Origin of the sequence: Paenibacillus alkaliterrae, assembly GCF_021532375.1 — a bacterium.
GTDB classification, from domain to species: domain Bacteria; phylum Bacillota; class Bacilli; order Paenibacillales; family Paenibacillaceae; genus Pristimantibacillus; species Pristimantibacillus alkaliterrae.
The window spans coordinates 65,454-82,902 of the sequence record NZ_JAKGAP010000009.1; the positions used below are offsets into that span (position 1 = coordinate 65,454).

Consider the following 17,449-nt stretch of genomic DNA (forward strand, 5'->3'; position numbering starts at 1 on the left):
AATGCGCGCAGAAAAAAAGAAAGTCCCTTCAAATAAACAAGAAGGAACTTTCTGTCGCACCTGTCAATACGTGTCCATCTGCAGTCTTTTCATTAGCCGCTCATCGCTCAGCCAGCCCACATAAGATCCAACGGTTTCATAATGTTTATTCATAAGCAGTACGCCTACGAAAGGATATTGCTTTCTGTGACGATAACGGATATCAGACCATCTGACCTCATAGCCCCAAGAATGCTCCCTTACGTCAGCACAGGCAAAGCTCGTGAAATACAAGAAGGAACGAATGGCCGGATCATTCTTCGATTTGGCGACGGCATGATGCTCGGAGCATTGCACGCGATCAAGCCATCTTAAGCTGCTGCTCTGCAGGTCGCCGATGACGAAGCCGCCATTTTTGACTTGCTTGACAATGTTCCATTTCGATAACGAAATGGTCGGTATGGCCATGTAAATATCGCCGTCTCTGTGCTCTGCATCGATAGAAGGCAGCATTTGAACCGTTTTTCTTGCCGCAAAAGTACGCCATACAAAGTAAATGCTCAAAAATAAATACATAAGCGGGAACATAATTGCGGGATTTACGAAACCGAATGCCCAAAGTAAAATGGCTATAACATGTACCGTGAAAATGACCGGATCAAAAATATGGATGATATTCCATGATATCCACTTATCGGAGAACGGCCTCATGGCTTGCGTACCATAGGTATTGAATAAATCGGTAAAGACATGGATACAGACGGCGAGCAGCACCCATCCTCCTACAAGAAACCAGGGGAGAGCGCCTTGATAAATCAATTGCAGGATGCCCGTAATCAGTGCCGTCCATATGGCAATCGCCGGCAATGAATGAGAAATGCCCCGATGGTTTCGAATGTAGCAGGCATTCCCTTTCAGGCGGAGCAAGGTGTCTAAATCGGGCGCTTGCGAGCCGGCAACCGTACCGATCAAAACGGCGGTTTGAATCGTCTGATCCGCTGCCACGACGGGGTCGACCATTGCAAGTCCCGCTAACCCGATACCCATGACAAGATGTGTGCCTGTATCCATGATCAGTCCTCCCAAATCAATTGATTAGGTGTAGTATCGGCGAACTGGGGGAACTTTATCAAAGTAAGCAAAAGGAGAACGAAGGAAATGTACATTTGTTTCGCTGAATACCGAATAAGCACCGAGCATCGTGAGTCATACCTTTCCTGCACGGAAGGACTGCTAACGGACAGTCTAAATGTTTATTTATATGAAGGAATAAATCAGCCTAATCTCTTCGTGGAGGTATGGCAGGCTAAAACCGCCGAGGAAGCAGATCGCATAAAAAAAGAACGCTGCAGTGAGCGTTCTCCTTGGAGTCGGGTAAACGAATGGATTATAGGCGGTGCCGAGAAAATGCATATCTGGACGTTTAAGCCGGCGCATACGCCTGAAAAAGTTGATTAACGGGCGTTAACAGTACCCAGCGTAGCCATGCCAAGCGGAGTAGAGGAGCTTACTACACCTCCATTGAATGGATATTCATAAGCGATCGGCTCATCGAATGTCACGTAATCGAGGTTGAGCATCAGCAGTAAGTAACGCATTCCCGTCGTCGGATCACTAATAATAATATGGTCGCGTCCTGCAGCCTCAACGATACCTTTGAAAATTTTAGCATTCCATTCGCGATTGTTTTCATATGTCATGTAGAAAGTAGCCATTTTGCCGCGGTTTAAGCGTAAAATGTTTTCAACATACGATTCCTCGACTCCGGGAACGGTAACGATATTGCCGCCCGCAGGGGTTACGAAGGAACCGCTAGGTACATTTTGGGGCATTGGCATAGTCTGAGCCTGCATTGGAAAAGCTTGGGCTTGCATTGTTGCAGGGAGAGCGGCGGGCTGCTGTCCGCCCGCCGGATAAGGATAGTTGCCGTGGCCAACGTAGCCGTAGCCTTGATAAGGACCTGCATGAACCGGACTTACCTGATTTTTGTAGCCATAACCGTTAGACATATTGTTGCTCCTCGCTTTCACACTTAAGAAATAGGATTAATAAACAGACGGACAGTCCTCACGCGTTGGAATGAAGAAGCAATGCTTCTTGTATCGTCCGCTATTCACCTGGTCGTACCAGGTGTTCGGACAGTTTCCTGTCGGGCGGAAGAACCACAGTGCGTTAGAGGCTGGATGCTGACGCTCTCCGTTTATGATTCTTTTGGCCAATCGGATTTCGCTTTCGCGCGCGGCTTGATAGAAATACCCCTTCACGGTGGCTTCAAAGCCGCCTGGCTTCTGATAAACCATTTGCTCGATGGAGCGGATGTTTCTGAAATCGATGCAATTGCCGCGGACGCGGTTTACGCCGACATTGCCGACCATCAGCATGCCAAGCTCGCCTTCGCCTTCCGCTTCCGCGCGCATGAGGCGGGCAAGCAGCTTTGTCTGTTCTGAATTTGTTTTGATGACTGCCATAAGCTTAAGCGTTCACTCCCTTCGGATCATAATGAAATGGTTCATTTCGCGGATTGTTATAGGCATCAAACTACATTGTTATTGTATTGAACGCCCAGCCAAATGGTTACTAAAATGATTTGTCACAATTTGCGTGGCAAAATGATGAACAAACCCTGCGAACATTGTCATCGTATTCTTTTTTCGGTATGATTAGTAACGATTCATCAATGAAAGATAGACGCCGGGGGGCGTCTTGTCGCATAACTCGGGAGGCTCGCTTCGTGCTGAAAGACTTGATCGCATTGACAAAACCGCGGCTGCTTCGACTCAATGTGTTTGCTGCGTTAGGTGGTTTTTTGGTTGCTTCCAAATGGGACGTTAACGTTCTCATGCTTATATGGACGCTTATTGGCTCAACGTTGACGATAGCGTCAGCCACCGTGATTAATAACTACTGGGATAGGGAACTCGATCAGAAGATGGAGCGCACGAAGGATCGCGCTTTGCCTACCGGCCGCATGCAGCCTGGAACGGTATTGGTTTACGGTATAATTTTAGGTATTGTTGGCCTTACGGTCTTGTTCGCTCTTGTTGACCCGCTGACGGGGTGGCTCGGACTGCTCGGATGGTTCGTATACATCGTCATCTACACGATTTGGCTGAAGAGAACGTCCACCTGGAGCACGTCGGTCGGCGGAATTTCTGGAGCAATGCCGCCGGTTATCGGCTATTGTGCAGTCACGCAGGAGATCGATGCAGGGGCCTGGATTTTGTTTGCGCTCATGTTTTTGTGGCAGCCGGCACATTTCTGGTCGCTTGCGATTCGAAGAGTAGAAGAGTATCGGGAAGCCGGCTTTCCCTTGCTTCCGGTTGTGAAGGGAATTAAACGGACGAAGCTGCAAATGATTCCTTATGTGGTGCTGCTGATCCCAACGGGAATTCTGTTTTATGCGTATGGTTACGTGGGCATTTATTTCATGATTATCTCGGTCGTTGGCGGGCTTGTCTGGCTTGTCCATACGCTTCGCGGCACAGGAGCTCCGGATACAGAGAAATGGGCGAAAACAAACTTTCTCATCTCGGTTAATTATTTGATGATTGTGTTTCTCGTTATGATTCTAGACACGACGGGATCGTAATCGAATGCTTAAGGAGTGAAAGACGTGGCATTTGTTAAGAAACATAGCTTTAAGATTGCTGTGCTTGCGCTTTGCGCGGCAATGGGCATTTATTTATTTTTGACGTACGTAGCCGAGCCGAAGCAGCCTCTTGAAGTTATAAAGGCTGCGCCGGCTTTCGATATGAACGACATTGACGGAAATCCGGTATCGCTTGAATCGACGAATGGCAAAGCAAGAATCGTCTATTTTTATTTTGCCAATTGTCCCGACGTATGCCCTCCTACGACATTTCTGCTCTCGGAGGTACAGGATAAGCTGAAGAAAGAGAAGAAGCTCGGAAACGAGGCGGAGTTGATTTCAATTACATTCGATCCGGAGCGGGATACACCAGAAGTCATCCGCGACTTTGCCGACCGGCTTGATGCCGATTTCGAAGGCTGGCGTTTCCTGCGCGGGGATGAAGCGGCGACCTTGCAGCTGGCGCGGGATTTCGGCGCAGCTGTCATTAAGGAAGCCGACAACTCCTATACGCATACGAATGTCATTACGCTTGTCGACCAGGAAGGCCAAATTCGGAAATGGATCAATGGCAGCGACGAGGACTTAACGGCTGACCAAATCGTAGATGAATTAAACAAGCTGCTTTAAAATACAAGCTCTCATTTACGCTCGAAATTCATCTTTGCTCCACATAGAAGCGGGGTTCTGCGCAGGATATAAGATATGCGCATCGAGTCCCGCTTTTTCCAATTGCCCGATCAAATATTCCTCGGGCGTATGCTCCACGCCGGAATAGTCTCTGCGGGTGTAAATATGCTCGGCATCGGGAAAAAGATCGCGCAGCAAGAAGCGTATTCTTTTTCCGGAGGAGTCGTTATCGGTAAATATGAATGCCTGGCTGTCTCCGACCTGCTTGCGCAGCTTCTCCAACTGCTCGGAGCCGGGAGTGCCGAAGGTGCAAAAGATAGGCACTTCTTCAGCAAGCACACGTTTTAGCCGAGCTTTATCGTTTTTTCCTTCCACGATAATAGCGATGTCCATCAAAATCACCTCGGTATGCAGTGTGAGGGTAAGAGCAGCAGCAGCTCTAATGCTAGTTTACCACCGTTTGCCCTGTACACATACCCGGCTCTAAGAAAAATGGGTGCGGGAGGACAGCGAGCGGGAGATATGCACCGGAAGCACGGTGACCGCAATCATGAGTGCGATAAACGCAATGTAATAAGGCGAAATATAATCGCGGACTTGGCCTGCGGCCATCGGACCGATGAAGGCGCCGATGGAAAAAGCGATCGATAATATGGAGAAGGTACGGCCATAGCGCGCTCCTCCGCTAAGCTCGATTAATAACGTCGACAGCGCCGGCAAAATGATCCCTTTCGCCATCCCGACAAACAAGAGCATAACCGCAAACGGGGCCGTAATGCCGGAGGCGATAAGAAAATAAATAATAGCCAGCGCCAGCGAGCCCCATAATGTTCGCTGAAAAGCGGACACGCGGTTCAAGAACAGCATGCTCAACGTAATGAGTGCGCCGATGCTGACAACGGAAAACAATAAACCGGTTGTAAGCATCGCTTCCTGCGTCTTCGCAAGCAGCGGCAGCTCGAAGGACAGTATGCCTTGAGCGCAGCTGAGCGCAACCGGAAGGATGAAGACCAGCCATGGCATAGGTGCGGCGGGTTCAAGAGGAAGCTTCGCTTTCGCTTTGGCGGCTGGAGCCTCTGCCGATTCTTGTTCTGGGTTGGCGGCGATATCCTTAATAAAGAAGATGGCGCATACCGCCGTCGCGATTAGTATCCAGCCGAGCACGTTAAACGCCGTCGTGAAGCCGATTTTGGCAACCAGGTAAGCGCCGGCGGCGGGAGAGACGACGGCTGCTAGCGTATGAACGAGACCGTTGCCGGCCATCAGCTTTCCTTGCTCAGTCCGGTCGCTTGTCATTCTGGCGAGCAGGGAGAGACAGGCGGGAGAGAGAAAAGCGAGCACGAAGCCGCTGATCGAGCGCAGCAGAAGGAGCTGCCAAGGATCTGTTACATGGGACTGGAATAGAAGCACAACTCCGGCTGCGAGGAGACTGAACACGATGAATAGTCTGCTGCCGTAGCGGTCGACGCCGAAGCCGGCAATCAGATTGCCGGGCAAATGGGTGATGGAATACATGCCCATCATGAGTCCAATGAAGGAAGGCGCTGCTCCGAGAGAAATAGCAAAGGGAGTCAAAATCGGGTATTGCGCGTGCAAATCGAAAAATGCGACAAACAAAAATAAATAAAGCCAAATTGCGGTTTTCACGTGGCGGTTCCTCCTTGCCAATTATATCCTTATATACTTGTACGTTTACGTGGGACAGGATATGTCTGGATAAAAAGGATGGATGCGTTTACGCCTTATATTCCGTAGGTTATAATGTTTTGTAATAGCGATTTGTACGAGGTATAATGGAGGGGATCAATATTGGATTTTTTAGATTTTTCAACGTATGACTTGGAAACCTGGACCGCTTTTTTCAAAGAGCATTGGCTGGTCCTAATCATTGCTCTTATCGTGCTGCTTCTTATTGTGCGCATCGTGAAGACCGTCGTGAAATGGGCCATCGTCGCGGCTATCGTGCTGGGCATCGTCTTGTACAGCGGCTATAGCATGGACGACCTGAAGGAAATGGGCTCGAAGGTTGCTGATACAGTGAAGCAGGAGGCCGTGAATGCGATGGTAGGCGAGGCGAAGGACGCTACGTTCGTTAATAACGGAGACGGTACCTTTACCGTCAAAACCACTAACGTAGAGCTTACCGGAGAACCGGGCGTGAATGAGGTAGCGGTTTCTTTCCGGGGGGCTCCGCTCGGCAAGTGGGAGCTCGACAGCACGATTCAAGCCCTAATCGACCAAGCGAAGCAGAACGGGTAACGGTTATGGATAATTGGGTTCAATTATTCAGAGAGCCGGAGCCTGTCGCGATAATCGTACTTCTGCTATTGCTGGGCTCGCTTGTGCAAGGGATTAGAAGAGGCGCATCGGGTTCCGCGAGGCGCCTTTTCTTTTTTGTATGGGAGGCTGCTGTCATTGTCGTATGCCTGATCGTTGCCGGACGGCTGGCAAGCGCGCTTTCTCCCGTCGTTGCGGAGTGGCTGAACGGTCAGGTTCATATTCCAAGCCGTGAGCTTAACGTCTTCGAGCAGGCATGGTTCACGCTTCTGACAAGCCTGCGGGATTTCGCTCTGCTTCGTTATGGGGTGCTGTTCCTGCTTGGATATTTACTGCTGCGAGCGCTTGGCGCCTTTGTTGAGCCTCTGCTGGAGCGGGCGGTGGAAGGCATACTGCGAAGCGTCAAAGAAGAGCCTATCCGCGGCTTGCCGGCGAAGAGAAGCGCAAGCCGCGTCGCAGGCGCTTTGATTGGTACGGCTCATGGAGCAGGGCGTTCCTTCGTCTTCGTCGCCTTGCTGTTCGTATATGTATCGCTTATGCCGAGCGGCTGGTACGCGGACAAAATATCTAATTCCCCGTTATATACGGAGACCGCTTCATGGCTGGCTCCCGTAGCCGGAGATGTGCTGGAAGGGCAAGGTCCGGTATTAGCCGAGGCGGTTCAGGCGCAGTTTCAACAAATTTTGCAGCGAAAATATGAAATTATTGATTATGCCATTCCTGCCGAAATCGAGCAGGCCGCTCTTTATGTGACGCAGGACGCGCTTACTAAGGAAGATAAAGCGCGCAAGCTTTATGATTGGTTAGGCAGTCGGATCGCTTATGACTGGGACAAAGCGGACAATTATGTGCAGCAGGGCATATGGAAGGAACAGACGCCGACTGAGACATTTGATACGCGTAAGGGCGTATGTATAGATATAGCCCGTTTGTATGCGATGATGGCAAGATCCGCCGGTCTGGAGGTCAGAGTCGTTACGGGGATGGGCGCTGACGGCCGCGGAGGCTACGGTCCGCATGCTTGGAATGAGGTGCAGATCGGCGATGGTGACGCAGGATGGATTCCGCTGGATGCCACCTGGGCTTCCTCGGGTGACTGGTTTAACCCGCCGCGGTTTGAAGAGACTCATATCCGCGAGGCGTAATTTCATTTGGCAGACGGCAGTTTTACGAAATTGGGGTGATCATTCATGCTGGACGATCCGCAAAAGCGGGAAATTATAAATCGGCGTCATTTTTCGTTTCGATTGAATTTATTTTTCTTTGTGACGTTCGCATTGTTTAGCGTATTGATCGTACGGCTCGCTATTTTGCAGTTTGTGGAAGGGCCGACGCTTAGCGCGGAGGGTATTGGCAAAAGCACGAGGAGCGTCAAATTACCGCCGATAAGAGGCAATATTTACGATTCTACAGGGTATCCAATCGCATACTCTACATCGACGCAATCGTTATATTACAGTATTCAGCCGGAGCTGGGGCTGGAGGAAGCGAAGGAAAACGCCAGGAAGCTGGCGGTGGAGCTGGAAAAGATATTTACGAAAAGAGGAGATCCCGCCAAGGCGATGACCGTTGACGATATTATTCGTCAAATGGATTTGGATTTCCGGAGAAATACGATCTCCACGCCGCGCCGCATCAAATCCGGATTGACGAATGAAGAAGTCGCCTATTTCATGGAAAATCGGACGGACTACAAGGGCGTTGATATTATGGAGGAGAGCGTGCGGAATTATGACCAGGATTCCATAGCTGTTCAATTGGTCGGTTATTTGAAGAAATACAAAGGCGTTCGCGAGGATGTGGAGTTTTATAAGGAAAAAAGCATGGAAGAGGATGCACAGCTGCAATATCTGGAGGAAGAGGATGTCGGCCTGGACGGTCTTGAGCGGATGTATCAGGATGTGCTTCGCGGCAAGAACGGTTTGAAGACGTATCCGGTCAATAATGCGGAGCGTATTATCGGTCCGATGCAAATCACGAACCCGGAGAAGGGGTCGGACCTGTTTCTTACGATTAATAAAAACGTGCAATTGAAAACAGAAACGGCCATTATGGATCATTTAAAAAAAATAACGACCTCCAGCAATAGATACGAGAGGGCCGAATATGCGAAAACCGGCTTCGCGGTCGCAATGGAGGTCGATACGGGCAAGGTCGTCGCCATGGCCAGCATGCCGGATTACGATCCGAACATTTGGGCGGGCGGTCGAATCAGCCCGGAGGATTACGAGAATTTCCAGAACGTGCTTGCGAACGGAACGATCAGCACGGTATACGGCAAATATGAAACGAAGGAGGAGCGCGATAAGCATCCTTCCTCGATCGTGCCGCCGGGGTCGACGCTGAAGCCGTTGACGGTGCTTATCGGCTTGAATGAAGGGTTATTTACTACGACGACAAGGTATCTGGATACGGGCGTATTTTCGTTCGGTAAAAAAGGGTACGAGCGGTATATTCGAAACTCGCAAAATCACATTTATGGAAGCATCGACGGCGCGGGGGCAATCCGTGATTCATCTAACCCCTTTATGGCCGCAATGATCGGTAATAAGCTATATATGCGCGGCAGCGTGAACGGCAAAAGCAGCGTTGAGATTTGGGATGGCTACATGGAGCAATTCGGTCTCGGCGTGTTGACGGGAAGCGGATTGCCCGGAGAATCCATGGGAATAAAGGAATATTTTACGGAGGCTGAACGGGGCAGTGCGCAGTCCGCGCTTATATTTGCTTCATTCGGTCAGCAGGGACGTTACACGACCCTGCAGCTGGCGCAATATGCGGCGATGCTCGCGAACCGGGGCAAACGGATGAAGCCGCAGTTCGTGAACGAAATCAAGGATTCCGACGGCAATTTGATTCGAGGCTACACGCCGGAAATTTTGAATACGGTAGAAATGCCTGCCCAATATTGGGAAGAGATTGAAGCCGGGATGTCCGAGGTTAAGTCGCAGGGCTTTGAAGACTTCGAGTACAGCTACCGTCGCAAGACGGGTACCTCCGAGCAGGATGTTGCCTCCCGCCGCGCGGATAATGCGGTGTTTATCGCATACGCGCCTGCAGAGAACCCGAAGCTTGCGGTAGCGGTCGTCGTGCCTGACGGCGGCTTCGGCGGCTACGGCGCGTCTCCGATCGCACGGATGATTTTCGATGCTTACGATGAAGAGATCGGACTGACGGGCGTGCCAAAGAAGAAAGCGATTAAAGAGGCTTCGACGGCTGATGCCGCAGACGCTGCGGGCACAGCTTCCGGTGCCGGTGAGTAAAAGTAAATACGATAAGAACAAGCGGTGAAGCAGGATGTCTGCCTCGCCGCTTGTTCTTTTTTGTCAAAATAATTCCGTTGGGGAGCCGTTTTATAAAAAAAATGTTGCACAAGAGAAACATTTTTGTGTATTATTAAAAAAAGGGCTTTAGGTAAAATAAGATTCATGAGGCGAAATATGATTCATAAGGGCAAACCGAAAGGCATATAAACAATAAATTGGATGTGGGAGGAATTAACGATGCGTAAAACACAAAAAACGAATTCGGCACTGCGTCGATTCATCATGACTATAATATTTCTGACAGTAACGGTATTGGCGACATCAGCCTGCGGGCAGCAATCCACGGGAGAGGGGAAGCTGAAGGTTACGGCTACAATTGGAATGATCGCGGATGTTGTTCAGGAAATCGGCGGAGAGCATGTAGAGGTGAGCGGATTGATGGGCGCCGGTATCGACCCCCATTTGTACAAAGCGTCTCAGGGCGATGTGAAGAAGCTGGATGACGCGGATGTCATTTTCTATAACGGGCTTCATCTCGAAGGTAAAATGGTAGAGATTTTCGAAAATCTCGAGAACCGCAAGCCAACGGTTGCGGTCTCCTCTTACTTGACAGAAGAGCAGCTGCATTCCGATCCGGCAGCGGGGGAAGGCATGCATGATCCGCATATTTGGTTCAATGTCAAGCTATGGATTTCAGCTGCAGAGGTCATACGCGATTCGCTGGCGGAGAAGGATTCCGCGAATGCCGATTACTACAAGGAGCAGGCAGCTGCATATATCGAAGAGCTTGAGGAGCTCGATGCTTACGTACGGGAACAGATAGCGCTTATACCGGAAGCCAACCGCATTCTAGTGACAGCGCATGACGCATTCGGTTACTTTGGCTCAGCATATGGGTTAACGGTCACAGGTTTGCAAGGCATAAATACGATGTCTGAAACTGGCGCTAAGGATGTCAGCACGCTCCGCGATTATTTGGTGGAAAACAAAATCAAAGCGGTGTTCATTGAATCCAGCGTTCCAAAAAAATCAATCGAGTCGGTGATCGAGGGTGCGGGTCAATTGGGCCACGAGGTAACGATTGGCGGCGAGCTGTTCTCCGACGCGATGGGCGATGCAGGAACGGTAGAAGGAACTTATATCGGCATGGTGCGGCACAACGTGGACACGATTGTAGCAGCCTTGAAATAAGAGAGCGGTAACGCAGGGAAAGCGAGTGAAGATCATGAGCTTGAATCATACGGTTGCGACAAAAGATACGAAGGCAGAAGCTCCGCTCGCCATTCATGGTTTAAGCGTAGCGTATCAGAAAAAGCCGGTGCTGCGAAATATCTCATTCGAAGTCAATGAAGGCGAACTGATTGGCGTCATTGGCCCGAACGGGGCCGGGAAGTCAACACTGATGAAAGCGGCGCTCGGACTCATTCCGAGTATAGCCGGAGAGGTGCTGGTCTATGGAAAGCCCTATAAGCAGCAGCGCAAACTTATCGGCTATGTGCCGCAGCGCGAATCGGTTGATTGGGATTTTCCGACGAATGCGCTTGACGTCGTCCTCATGGGCAGATACGGGCATTTGGGATGGTTTCGACGTCCTGGCGCGAAGGAAAAAGCGATTGCGATGGAAGCTCTAAGCAAGGTTGGCATGTCCGACTATGCGGACAGACAAATCAGCCAGCTGTCAGGCGGGCAGCAGCAGCGGGTATTTCTGGCCCGCGCTCTGGCGCAGGACGCAAAGCTGTATTTTATGGATGAGCCCTTCGCCGGTGTCGACGCGGCAACGGAGAAGGCGATTATTACGCTTCTTCAGGAGCTTAAGCTCCAAGGAAAAACTGTAATCGTCGTCCATCATGATTTAGCTACCGTACAGGATTATTTCGACTCCGTCCTGCTTCTTAACGTAGAGCTGCAGGCTTACGGTCCTACGGCGCAAACTTTTACGCAGGAGCAGCTGCAGCGTACTTACGGCGGCAGACTTGCCTTTCTCGATCGCAGCCTGCAGTCCCCTTCTATCCCTGACGGGAAGGGGGAGTAATCGATGGATACGATTTGGTCGATGTTGTCTGATCCGAACATGCAGTGGATATTTCTGGGATGCACATTGCTCGGAATAAGCAGCGGAGTAATCGGCTGCTTCTCTTATTTGCGGAAGCAAAGCTTGATGGGCGACACGCTGGCGCATGCGGCGCTGCCGGGTATCTGTATCGCTTTTATGCTGACAGGAGTAAAGTCCATTGGACTGTTTCTTATCGGTGCAGGGCTCTCTGGTCTGATCGCTACGTTCGGAATTGGCTACATTACGCGGAACTCCAAGCTCAAGCAGGATGCGGCGATGGGTATCGTATTATCCGGTTTTTTTGGACTTGGAATCGTACTTCTCACTTTAATCCAGCATGGAGATTACGGTAATCAGGCAGGTCTCGATAAATTTCTGTTCGGTCAGGCTGCCTCCATGATCGCATCAGACGTTATAACGATGACGATCGTCTGCGGTTTGTTAATCACGGTATGTACTTTGTTATTTAAGCAATTCAAAATCATTTCCTTCGATCCGGGGTTTGCGCGAGGGATCGGCTATCCGGTGGCTTTCCTCGAGCAGCTGCTAATGCTCCTTATCGTAGTTGCCGTCGTAGCCGGTATTCAAGCGGTAGGCGTTGTGCTCGTAGCAGCCCTTCTTATTACGCCAGCCGTGTCAGCAAGATATTGGACGGACCGACTGGGACTGATGGTCGTATTATCGGGGCTGTTCGGTGCAGCAAGCGGGGCTGCGGGAACATGGATCAGCGCCTCCGTATCGAATTTGCCGACCGGCCCGGTAACCGTACTGGCTGCGACATTGCTGTTCGGCCTATCTGTTTTATTCGGTCCGACGAGAGGATTACTGGCTAAGCGACTGATGAGACAAAGGGTCAAGCAGCGCTTCATCAGGGAAAGCGAGCCGCTTGTAAAGGGCAGCGTGAAGAAGGAGGCGGCATTATGAGCGATTTTTGGATTTTGCTGACAGGCTCGCTCGTTGCCGCCTGCTGCGGTATTCTCGGCGTATTTCTCGTGTTGCGGAAAATGGCTATGATCGGCGATGCCATTAGTCACTCCGTCATGCCCGGCATCGTCATTGCGTTTCTTCTCAGCGGCTCGAGAGATTCGCTGCTGATGATGTTCGCTGCACTGCTGTTCGGCTTGCTGACTACCTTCCTCATTCAAATGTTCCAGCAAAGCGGCATTCAGGCCGATGCCTCAATAGGTGTCGTCTTTACGGCTTTGTTCGCGATCGGTGTCGTGCTTGTCAGCTTGTACGCCCGTCAGGTGCATTTGGATCAGGATGCGATTTTGTATGGCGAGATCGCTTATGTGCATTGGAACCTGTGGGTGCTTGGAGGCATCAACATGGGGCCAAAGGCGGTATGGCTGCTCGGATTTACGTTGCTTGTGATCACGACGGTAATCGGCTTGTTCTACAAGCAATTCAAGCTATGCGCCTTCGATACGGCGCTTGCTGCAGCAATTGGGATCCCTGTCGCCTTTTTTCATTATTTGCTGATGGGTCTCGTATCGATGGCAACGGTCAGCTCGTTCGAGAGCGTCGGAGCCATACTTGTCGTAGGCATGCTGATCATTCCGGCTTCAACCGCCTATTTGCTGACGGATCGACTGGGCGTCATGATCGGATTAAGCGTTGCTGCCGGCATAGCCAGCACCTTTCTCGGTTACGGGGCAGCGGTCGTTCTCGACGCGTCCATAGCGGGCTGCATGGTATGCGCGGCTTCCTTCTTATTTGTCGCAGCGTTTCTATTCTCGCCATCGCAAGGCATTATCGTCAAGAAGCTGCGTTTAAGACAGCTGGCTTAACGTTAGCCATTTAATAGATAAGGAAGCATTCGCTTAGCGGATGCTTTCTTTTTTTTGTACGCTTTCGCGATTTCACGTTGGCGGCTTTTTTTTGTAACCGCCGTACATTTGGAATCTGTCATAAATGTGCTAAAATAATTTACTAGTTGGTAATACGCGTGAGGAGGCACTCTATTGGGAGATTACAAATTAGTTGCGCTGGATATGGACGGCACATTGCTGAACGAACGATCCGAAATAAGCTCGGAAAATGCGGAGTGGATACAAAAGGCGCTGGATGCGGGCGTCATCGTCAGCTTCTCTACCGGACGGGGCTTTCGCAGCGCTCTGCCGTTTGCGGAGCAATTAAAGCTGGAGACGCCAATGATTACCGTGAACGGAAGCGAGATTTGGCATCGGCCGCATGTGCTGCATAAGCGGACGCATCTGAGCCCCGTTTATGTTCAAAGGCTGCACGAGCTTGCGCTTGCGCATGAGGAAGCCTGGTTCTGGGCTTATACGGCGGATGATATTTACAACAAAGAGAAATGGATTAGTCCGGCAGGCGATTACAATTCGCATCACTGGTTGAAATTCGGTTATCACACGGAAGATGACCAAGTAAGGGAGAAGCTGCTGGCTGAAGTCCAAAGCTGGGGGGCGCTCGAGATCACGAATTCGTCGCCATGGAATCTGGAGCTGAACCCGCTCGGCGTATCTAAGGCAAGCGCCCTCAAAGAATTATGCGGCTTGCTTGATATCGAGATGTCGCAGGTGATCGCCGTAGGCGACAGCTTGAACGACATTGCCGCGATCCGCGAGGCCGGTCTTGGAGTGGCTATGGGCAATGCGCAGGATACGGTTAAGGAAGCGGCCGATTTCATAACGTTCACGAATAACGAGCACGGGGTTGCGGAAGTGATTAAACGGTACGTTTTGAAAGGATGAGGAACGTATGGACATACTAGGCTGGATCCTCGTTATTTTATTATTCGCGGTGGGCATGGCCGGCGCGGTTTATCCGATCCTGCCCGGTGCTCTGGCCATTTACGCCGCATTTTTTGTATACGGACTATTCTTTTCCTTTAGCGAGTTTGGCATATGGTTCTGGCTCATTCAGACGCTTATCGTTATTGTGCTGTTCGTAGCCGACTATGCGGTGAGCGCATGGGGGGTCAAACGGTTCGGAGGCTCAAGGGCCTCGATAATCGGCAGTACGATCGGTCTCATCTTCGGTCCTTTCGTTATACCGGCACTAGGTCTAATTATCGGTCCGTTCGCAGGTGCGGTAATCGGTGAGATGATTGTCGGCAATAATCTCGAGCGGTCGCTCAAGGTCGGTCTCGGATCGGTTGTCGGTTTGTTTACGAGCGTCGTGGTGAAGTTTATTCTTCAATTGCTGATGATTGTGCTGTTCATATTATGGCTTGTATTCTAAATCGAAAGGGAGTTCAACAGAATGATTAAAGTGACAGTATGGAATGAGTTTTTGCATGATAAGCTTCATGATGAGGTTAAAAAGATTTATCCGGACGGCATTCACCGGACCTTGGCGAAAGGATTGGCGGCAGACGACATCGAGGTAGCGACGGCAACGCTAGAAGAGCCTGAGCACGGATTAACGGAGGAGCGGCTGGCAAATACGGACGTGCTCATTTGGTGGGGGCATATGGGACATGACAAGGTTGACGACGAGATCGTCGAACGCGTCCAGCTGCGCGTATGGAACGGAATGGGCTTAATCGTCCTGCACTCCGGCCATTTCTCGAAAATTTTCAAAAAGCTGATGGGAACCGGCTGCGACCTGAAATGGCGCGAGGCTGGCGAGAAGGAACGCATGTGGGTCGTTAATCCGGCGCATCCGATCGCAGCGGGGCTGCCTGAATACATTACGCTCGATCAAGAGGAAATGTACGGCGAGCACTTTGATATTCCCGCACCGGATGAGCTGATCTTCGTGAGCTGGTTCGAGGGAGGGGAAGTATTCCGCAGCGGCTGCACGTTCAGCCGCGGCCAAGGGAAAATCTTTTATTTCCGTCCGGGGCACGAAACATATCCTACTTACTACAATCCGCAGGTGCTGCAGGTTATTCAGAACGGCATCCGCTGGGCGGGGCCATCGGGCGCGGCCGCACCGGTTCGCGGCAATCATCAGCCGCTCGAGCCAATCGGAAATAAGGAATAGGGAGACTTCAGCTAAACGCCATGCTAAAAAAAGACTCATTAATTAAAGGCACGCTAATATTAGCGGCCGCTGCGCTTACAGCCCGGTTTCTCGGTCTGTTTCAGCGTATTCCGCTCGATTATATGCTTGGTCCCGATGGACAAGCAGCCTTCAATGCTGCCAATCAATTGTATTTGCTCCTGCTGACGGTCGCCACGGGAGGCATCCCGATTACGATAAGCAAAATGATATCACAGCGTTATGCGCTCGGAAGGCATGATGAGGCCAAACGCATATACAAGGCCGCCCTGCTGTTCGGAGCAGTGACCGGTTTGATCCTTGCAACCGCGATGTTCGCTTTGGCACCGGTCTATGCCAAAATCTCAAAGGTGCCTTACGCTGTTTTGTCCTTGCAGGCCATTGCTCCCGCGCTGCTGCTTTTCCCGGTTATCGCGATGACGCGCGGTTATTTTCAGGGCAGGCAAATCATGGCCGCTGGCGGCATTTCTCAAATCATTGAACAAATATTACGGATTATAGGCGGTATCGGACTGGCGCTCATCATACTGGGCTGGGGTTACGGAGACGACTGGGGAGCGGCGGCTATCGCATTCGGCAGCGTATTCGGCAGCTTCGGCGCATTCGCAGTTATGCTGTGGTTTGCAAGAAAGCTGAAGAGGCAAGACCTGGCCGAGCAGCGAAGCGCAGGCCACGCCGTCAGGAAGCCTGGCGGGGCGACTGGCTCACCTATTCCGTTTCGATCTATTTACCGGGAAATATTCACCATGTCGATTCCGGCCGTTGTGACGGCGATGACCGTACAGTTCGTCTATTTCTTCGATTTATCTTTATTTATGCGGCTTACACAATCCCTCTATAATGAGGAGTCAGCTGCTGTCATATTGGCCAATTACTCCACGAAGGCGATGTCGCTTGCCGGCATACCGCCGATATTAGCGATAGCGCTGGGCGCATCCATCATACCGGTCATTTCATCGGCCTTTTCCTTGAACAAAATGGACGAGGTGCAGCGCCAGACATCGCTGGTTATGCGAATCGTCTGCTTCACGGGCGTGCCTGTTGCGCTTTTGCTTACCGTTGCAGCCTATTCGGTGACGGGTTTATTGTTCACCAGCCCAAGCGGCAGCGGAACGGTTGCCTTGCTTACTGCGGGGACTATTTTCCAAATTACGATGATGACGTCGAACTCCATTTTGTACGGACTCGATAAGCCGAGGCAGCCGATGATGCATACGATTGTCGGATTCGGGCTGAAGGTGCTGCTTAGTTTGGCACTTGCGCCTTGGCTGGGCGTGTATGGTCTCATTATTAGTTCATCGGTTTGCTTTATCGCTATAACGTTGTTAAATATAAGGACGATTAATCAGCAGGTGAAGCTGAATGTGCTCGGCAAACGCTGGGTTCCCTATTTGATTGCGATCGCGGTACCTGCTGCGGCTGGCTGGGGCGCGGAGTACGGAGTTCTCGCATTGACGGCTGCATGGCACGATAAGCTATCGTATTTGGCCGCAGGGGCGGCAGCAGCGCTCGTAGTTGGAGGTTTGTACGTGTTCCTGCTTGCGGCGCTTCGAGTCGTAACGCCGGAGGACATTCGTTCCTTCCCGGGACCGCTGCGCAAGCTGTTGAACCTCCTCCTAAAACCGTTTTATAGACGAGCGGTTTAAAAAGAATAAAGATAAGGGTGCTCCAAGAGCGGGAGCA

At 51.0% G+C, this 17,449-nt stretch carries 19 protein-coding genes; 14 read left to right on the plus strand and 5 right to left on the minus strand.

The window, feature by feature from the left end:
* Window positions 1-63: 63 nt before the first annotated feature.
* Complete coding sequence (locus L1N85_RS05385) at window positions 64-1,050, minus strand: metal-dependent hydrolase (RefSeq protein WP_235235686.1); 987 nt, start codon at window positions 1,048-1,050, stop codon at window positions 64-66.
* 87 nt (window positions 1,051-1,137) lie between these two features.
* Between L1N85_RS05385 and L1N85_RS05390 the strand changes: the two genes are divergently transcribed.
* Window positions 1,138-1,437 (plus strand): hypothetical protein, encoded by a 300-nt coding sequence (locus tag L1N85_RS05390; protein WP_235235688.1) that lies wholly within the window; start codon window positions 1,138-1,140, stop codon window positions 1,435-1,437.
* On the opposite strand, the gene gerQ is transcribed toward L1N85_RS05390, so the two are convergent.
* Together gerQ and L1N85_RS05400 are read right to left on the minus strand one after the other, a co-directional pair.
* Window positions 1,434-1,988, minus strand: coding sequence for a spore coat protein GerQ (gene gerQ / locus L1N85_RS05395; protein ID WP_235235690.1), 555 nt, complete (start codon window positions 1,986-1,988; stop codon window positions 1,434-1,436). The genes L1N85_RS05390 and gerQ overlap by 4 nt on opposite strands.
* Before the next feature lie 36 nt (window positions 1,989-2,024).
* Window positions 2,025-2,447, minus strand: a complete 423-nt coding sequence (locus tag L1N85_RS05400; protein ID WP_235235691.1) for a cell wall hydrolase — start codon at window positions 2,445-2,447, stop codon at window positions 2,025-2,027.
* A gap of 209 nt (window positions 2,448-2,656) precedes the next feature.
* On the opposite strand from L1N85_RS05400, the gene cyoE reads away from it, so the two are divergent.
* Both cyoE and L1N85_RS05410 read left to right on the plus strand, forming a co-directional pair.
* Window positions 2,657-3,568, plus strand: a complete 912-nt coding sequence (cyoE, locus tag L1N85_RS05405; protein ID WP_268818150.1) for a heme o synthase — start codon at window positions 2,657-2,659, stop codon at window positions 3,566-3,568.
* Window positions 3,569-3,592: 24 nt separating this feature from the next.
* Window positions 3,593-4,198, plus strand: coding sequence for an SCO family protein (locus L1N85_RS05410; protein WP_235235695.1), 606 nt, complete (start codon window positions 3,593-3,595; stop codon window positions 4,196-4,198).
* A 15-nt stretch (window positions 4,199-4,213) separates the two neighbouring features.
* On the opposite strand, the gene L1N85_RS05415 is transcribed toward L1N85_RS05410, so the two are convergent.
* On the minus strand, window positions 4,214-4,591 hold the full coding sequence (locus tag L1N85_RS05415; protein ID WP_235235697.1) for a toprim domain-containing protein: 378 nt from the start codon (window positions 4,589-4,591) through the stop codon (window positions 4,214-4,216).
* 90 nt (window positions 4,592-4,681) lie between these two features.
* Window positions 4,682-5,845, minus strand: coding sequence for an MFS transporter (locus L1N85_RS05420; RefSeq protein WP_235235699.1), 1,164 nt, complete (start codon window positions 5,843-5,845; stop codon window positions 4,682-4,684).
* A 162-nt stretch (window positions 5,846-6,007) separates the two neighbouring features.
* Here L1N85_RS05420 and L1N85_RS05425 point away from each other — a divergent pair, with 162 nt between their 5' ends.
* From L1N85_RS05425 to L1N85_RS05475, 11 genes are all read left to right on the plus strand, one after another.
* The gene (locus tag L1N85_RS05425; RefSeq protein WP_235235701.1) at window positions 6,008-6,457 is read left to right on the plus strand and encodes a hypothetical protein; all 450 of its coding nucleotides are present in this window, start codon (window positions 6,008-6,010) and stop codon (window positions 6,455-6,457) included.
* Between the two features lie 5 nt (window positions 6,458-6,462).
* Complete coding sequence (locus L1N85_RS05430; RefSeq protein ID WP_235235703.1) at window positions 6,463-7,620, plus strand: transglutaminase domain-containing protein; 1,158 nt, start codon at window positions 6,463-6,465, stop codon at window positions 7,618-7,620.
* Window positions 7,621-7,665: 45 nt separating this feature from the next.
* A complete protein-coding gene (locus L1N85_RS05435) occupies window positions 7,666-9,738 on the plus strand; it encodes a peptidoglycan D,D-transpeptidase FtsI family protein (RefSeq protein ID WP_235235705.1) in 2,073 nt (690 codons plus the stop codon).
* Window positions 9,739-9,978: 240 nt separating this feature from the next.
* The gene (locus tag L1N85_RS05440; RefSeq protein WP_235235706.1) at window positions 9,979-10,932 is read left to right on the plus strand and encodes a metal ABC transporter solute-binding protein, Zn/Mn family; all 954 of its coding nucleotides are present in this window, start codon (window positions 9,979-9,981) and stop codon (window positions 10,930-10,932) included.
* Between the two features lie 34 nt (window positions 10,933-10,966).
* Window positions 10,967-11,773, plus strand: coding sequence for a metal ABC transporter ATP-binding protein (locus L1N85_RS05445; RefSeq protein WP_235235708.1), 807 nt, complete (start codon window positions 10,967-10,969; stop codon window positions 11,771-11,773).
* A 3-nt stretch (window positions 11,774-11,776) separates the two neighbouring features.
* On the plus strand, window positions 11,777-12,718 hold the full coding sequence (locus L1N85_RS05450; RefSeq protein WP_235235711.1) for a metal ABC transporter permease: 942 nt from the start codon (window positions 11,777-11,779) through the stop codon (window positions 12,716-12,718).
* Window positions 12,715-13,584, plus strand: coding sequence for a metal ABC transporter permease (locus tag L1N85_RS05455; RefSeq protein WP_268818151.1), 870 nt, complete (start codon window positions 12,715-12,717; stop codon window positions 13,582-13,584). The genes L1N85_RS05450 and L1N85_RS05455 overlap by 4 nt, the downstream gene beginning before the upstream one ends.
* A 174-nt stretch (window positions 13,585-13,758) precedes the next feature.
* Entirely contained in the window at window positions 13,759-14,511 is a 753-nt protein-coding gene (locus tag L1N85_RS05460) for a Cof-type HAD-IIB family hydrolase (protein ID WP_235235713.1), read from the plus strand.
* Between the two features lie 7 nt (window positions 14,512-14,518).
* Entirely contained in the window at window positions 14,519-15,001 is a 483-nt protein-coding gene (locus L1N85_RS05465; RefSeq protein WP_235235720.1) for a DUF456 domain-containing protein, read from the plus strand.
* 21 nt (window positions 15,002-15,022) lie between these two features.
* Entirely contained in the window at window positions 15,023-15,748 is a 726-nt protein-coding gene (locus L1N85_RS05470) for a ThuA domain-containing protein (protein ID WP_235235722.1), read from the plus strand.
* A 20-nt stretch (window positions 15,749-15,768) separates the two neighbouring features.
* Window positions 15,769-17,412 (plus strand): putative polysaccharide biosynthesis protein, encoded by a 1,644-nt coding sequence (locus tag L1N85_RS05475; RefSeq protein WP_235235724.1) that lies wholly within the window; start codon window positions 15,769-15,771, stop codon window positions 17,410-17,412.
* Window positions 17,413-17,449 lie beyond the last annotated feature (37 nt).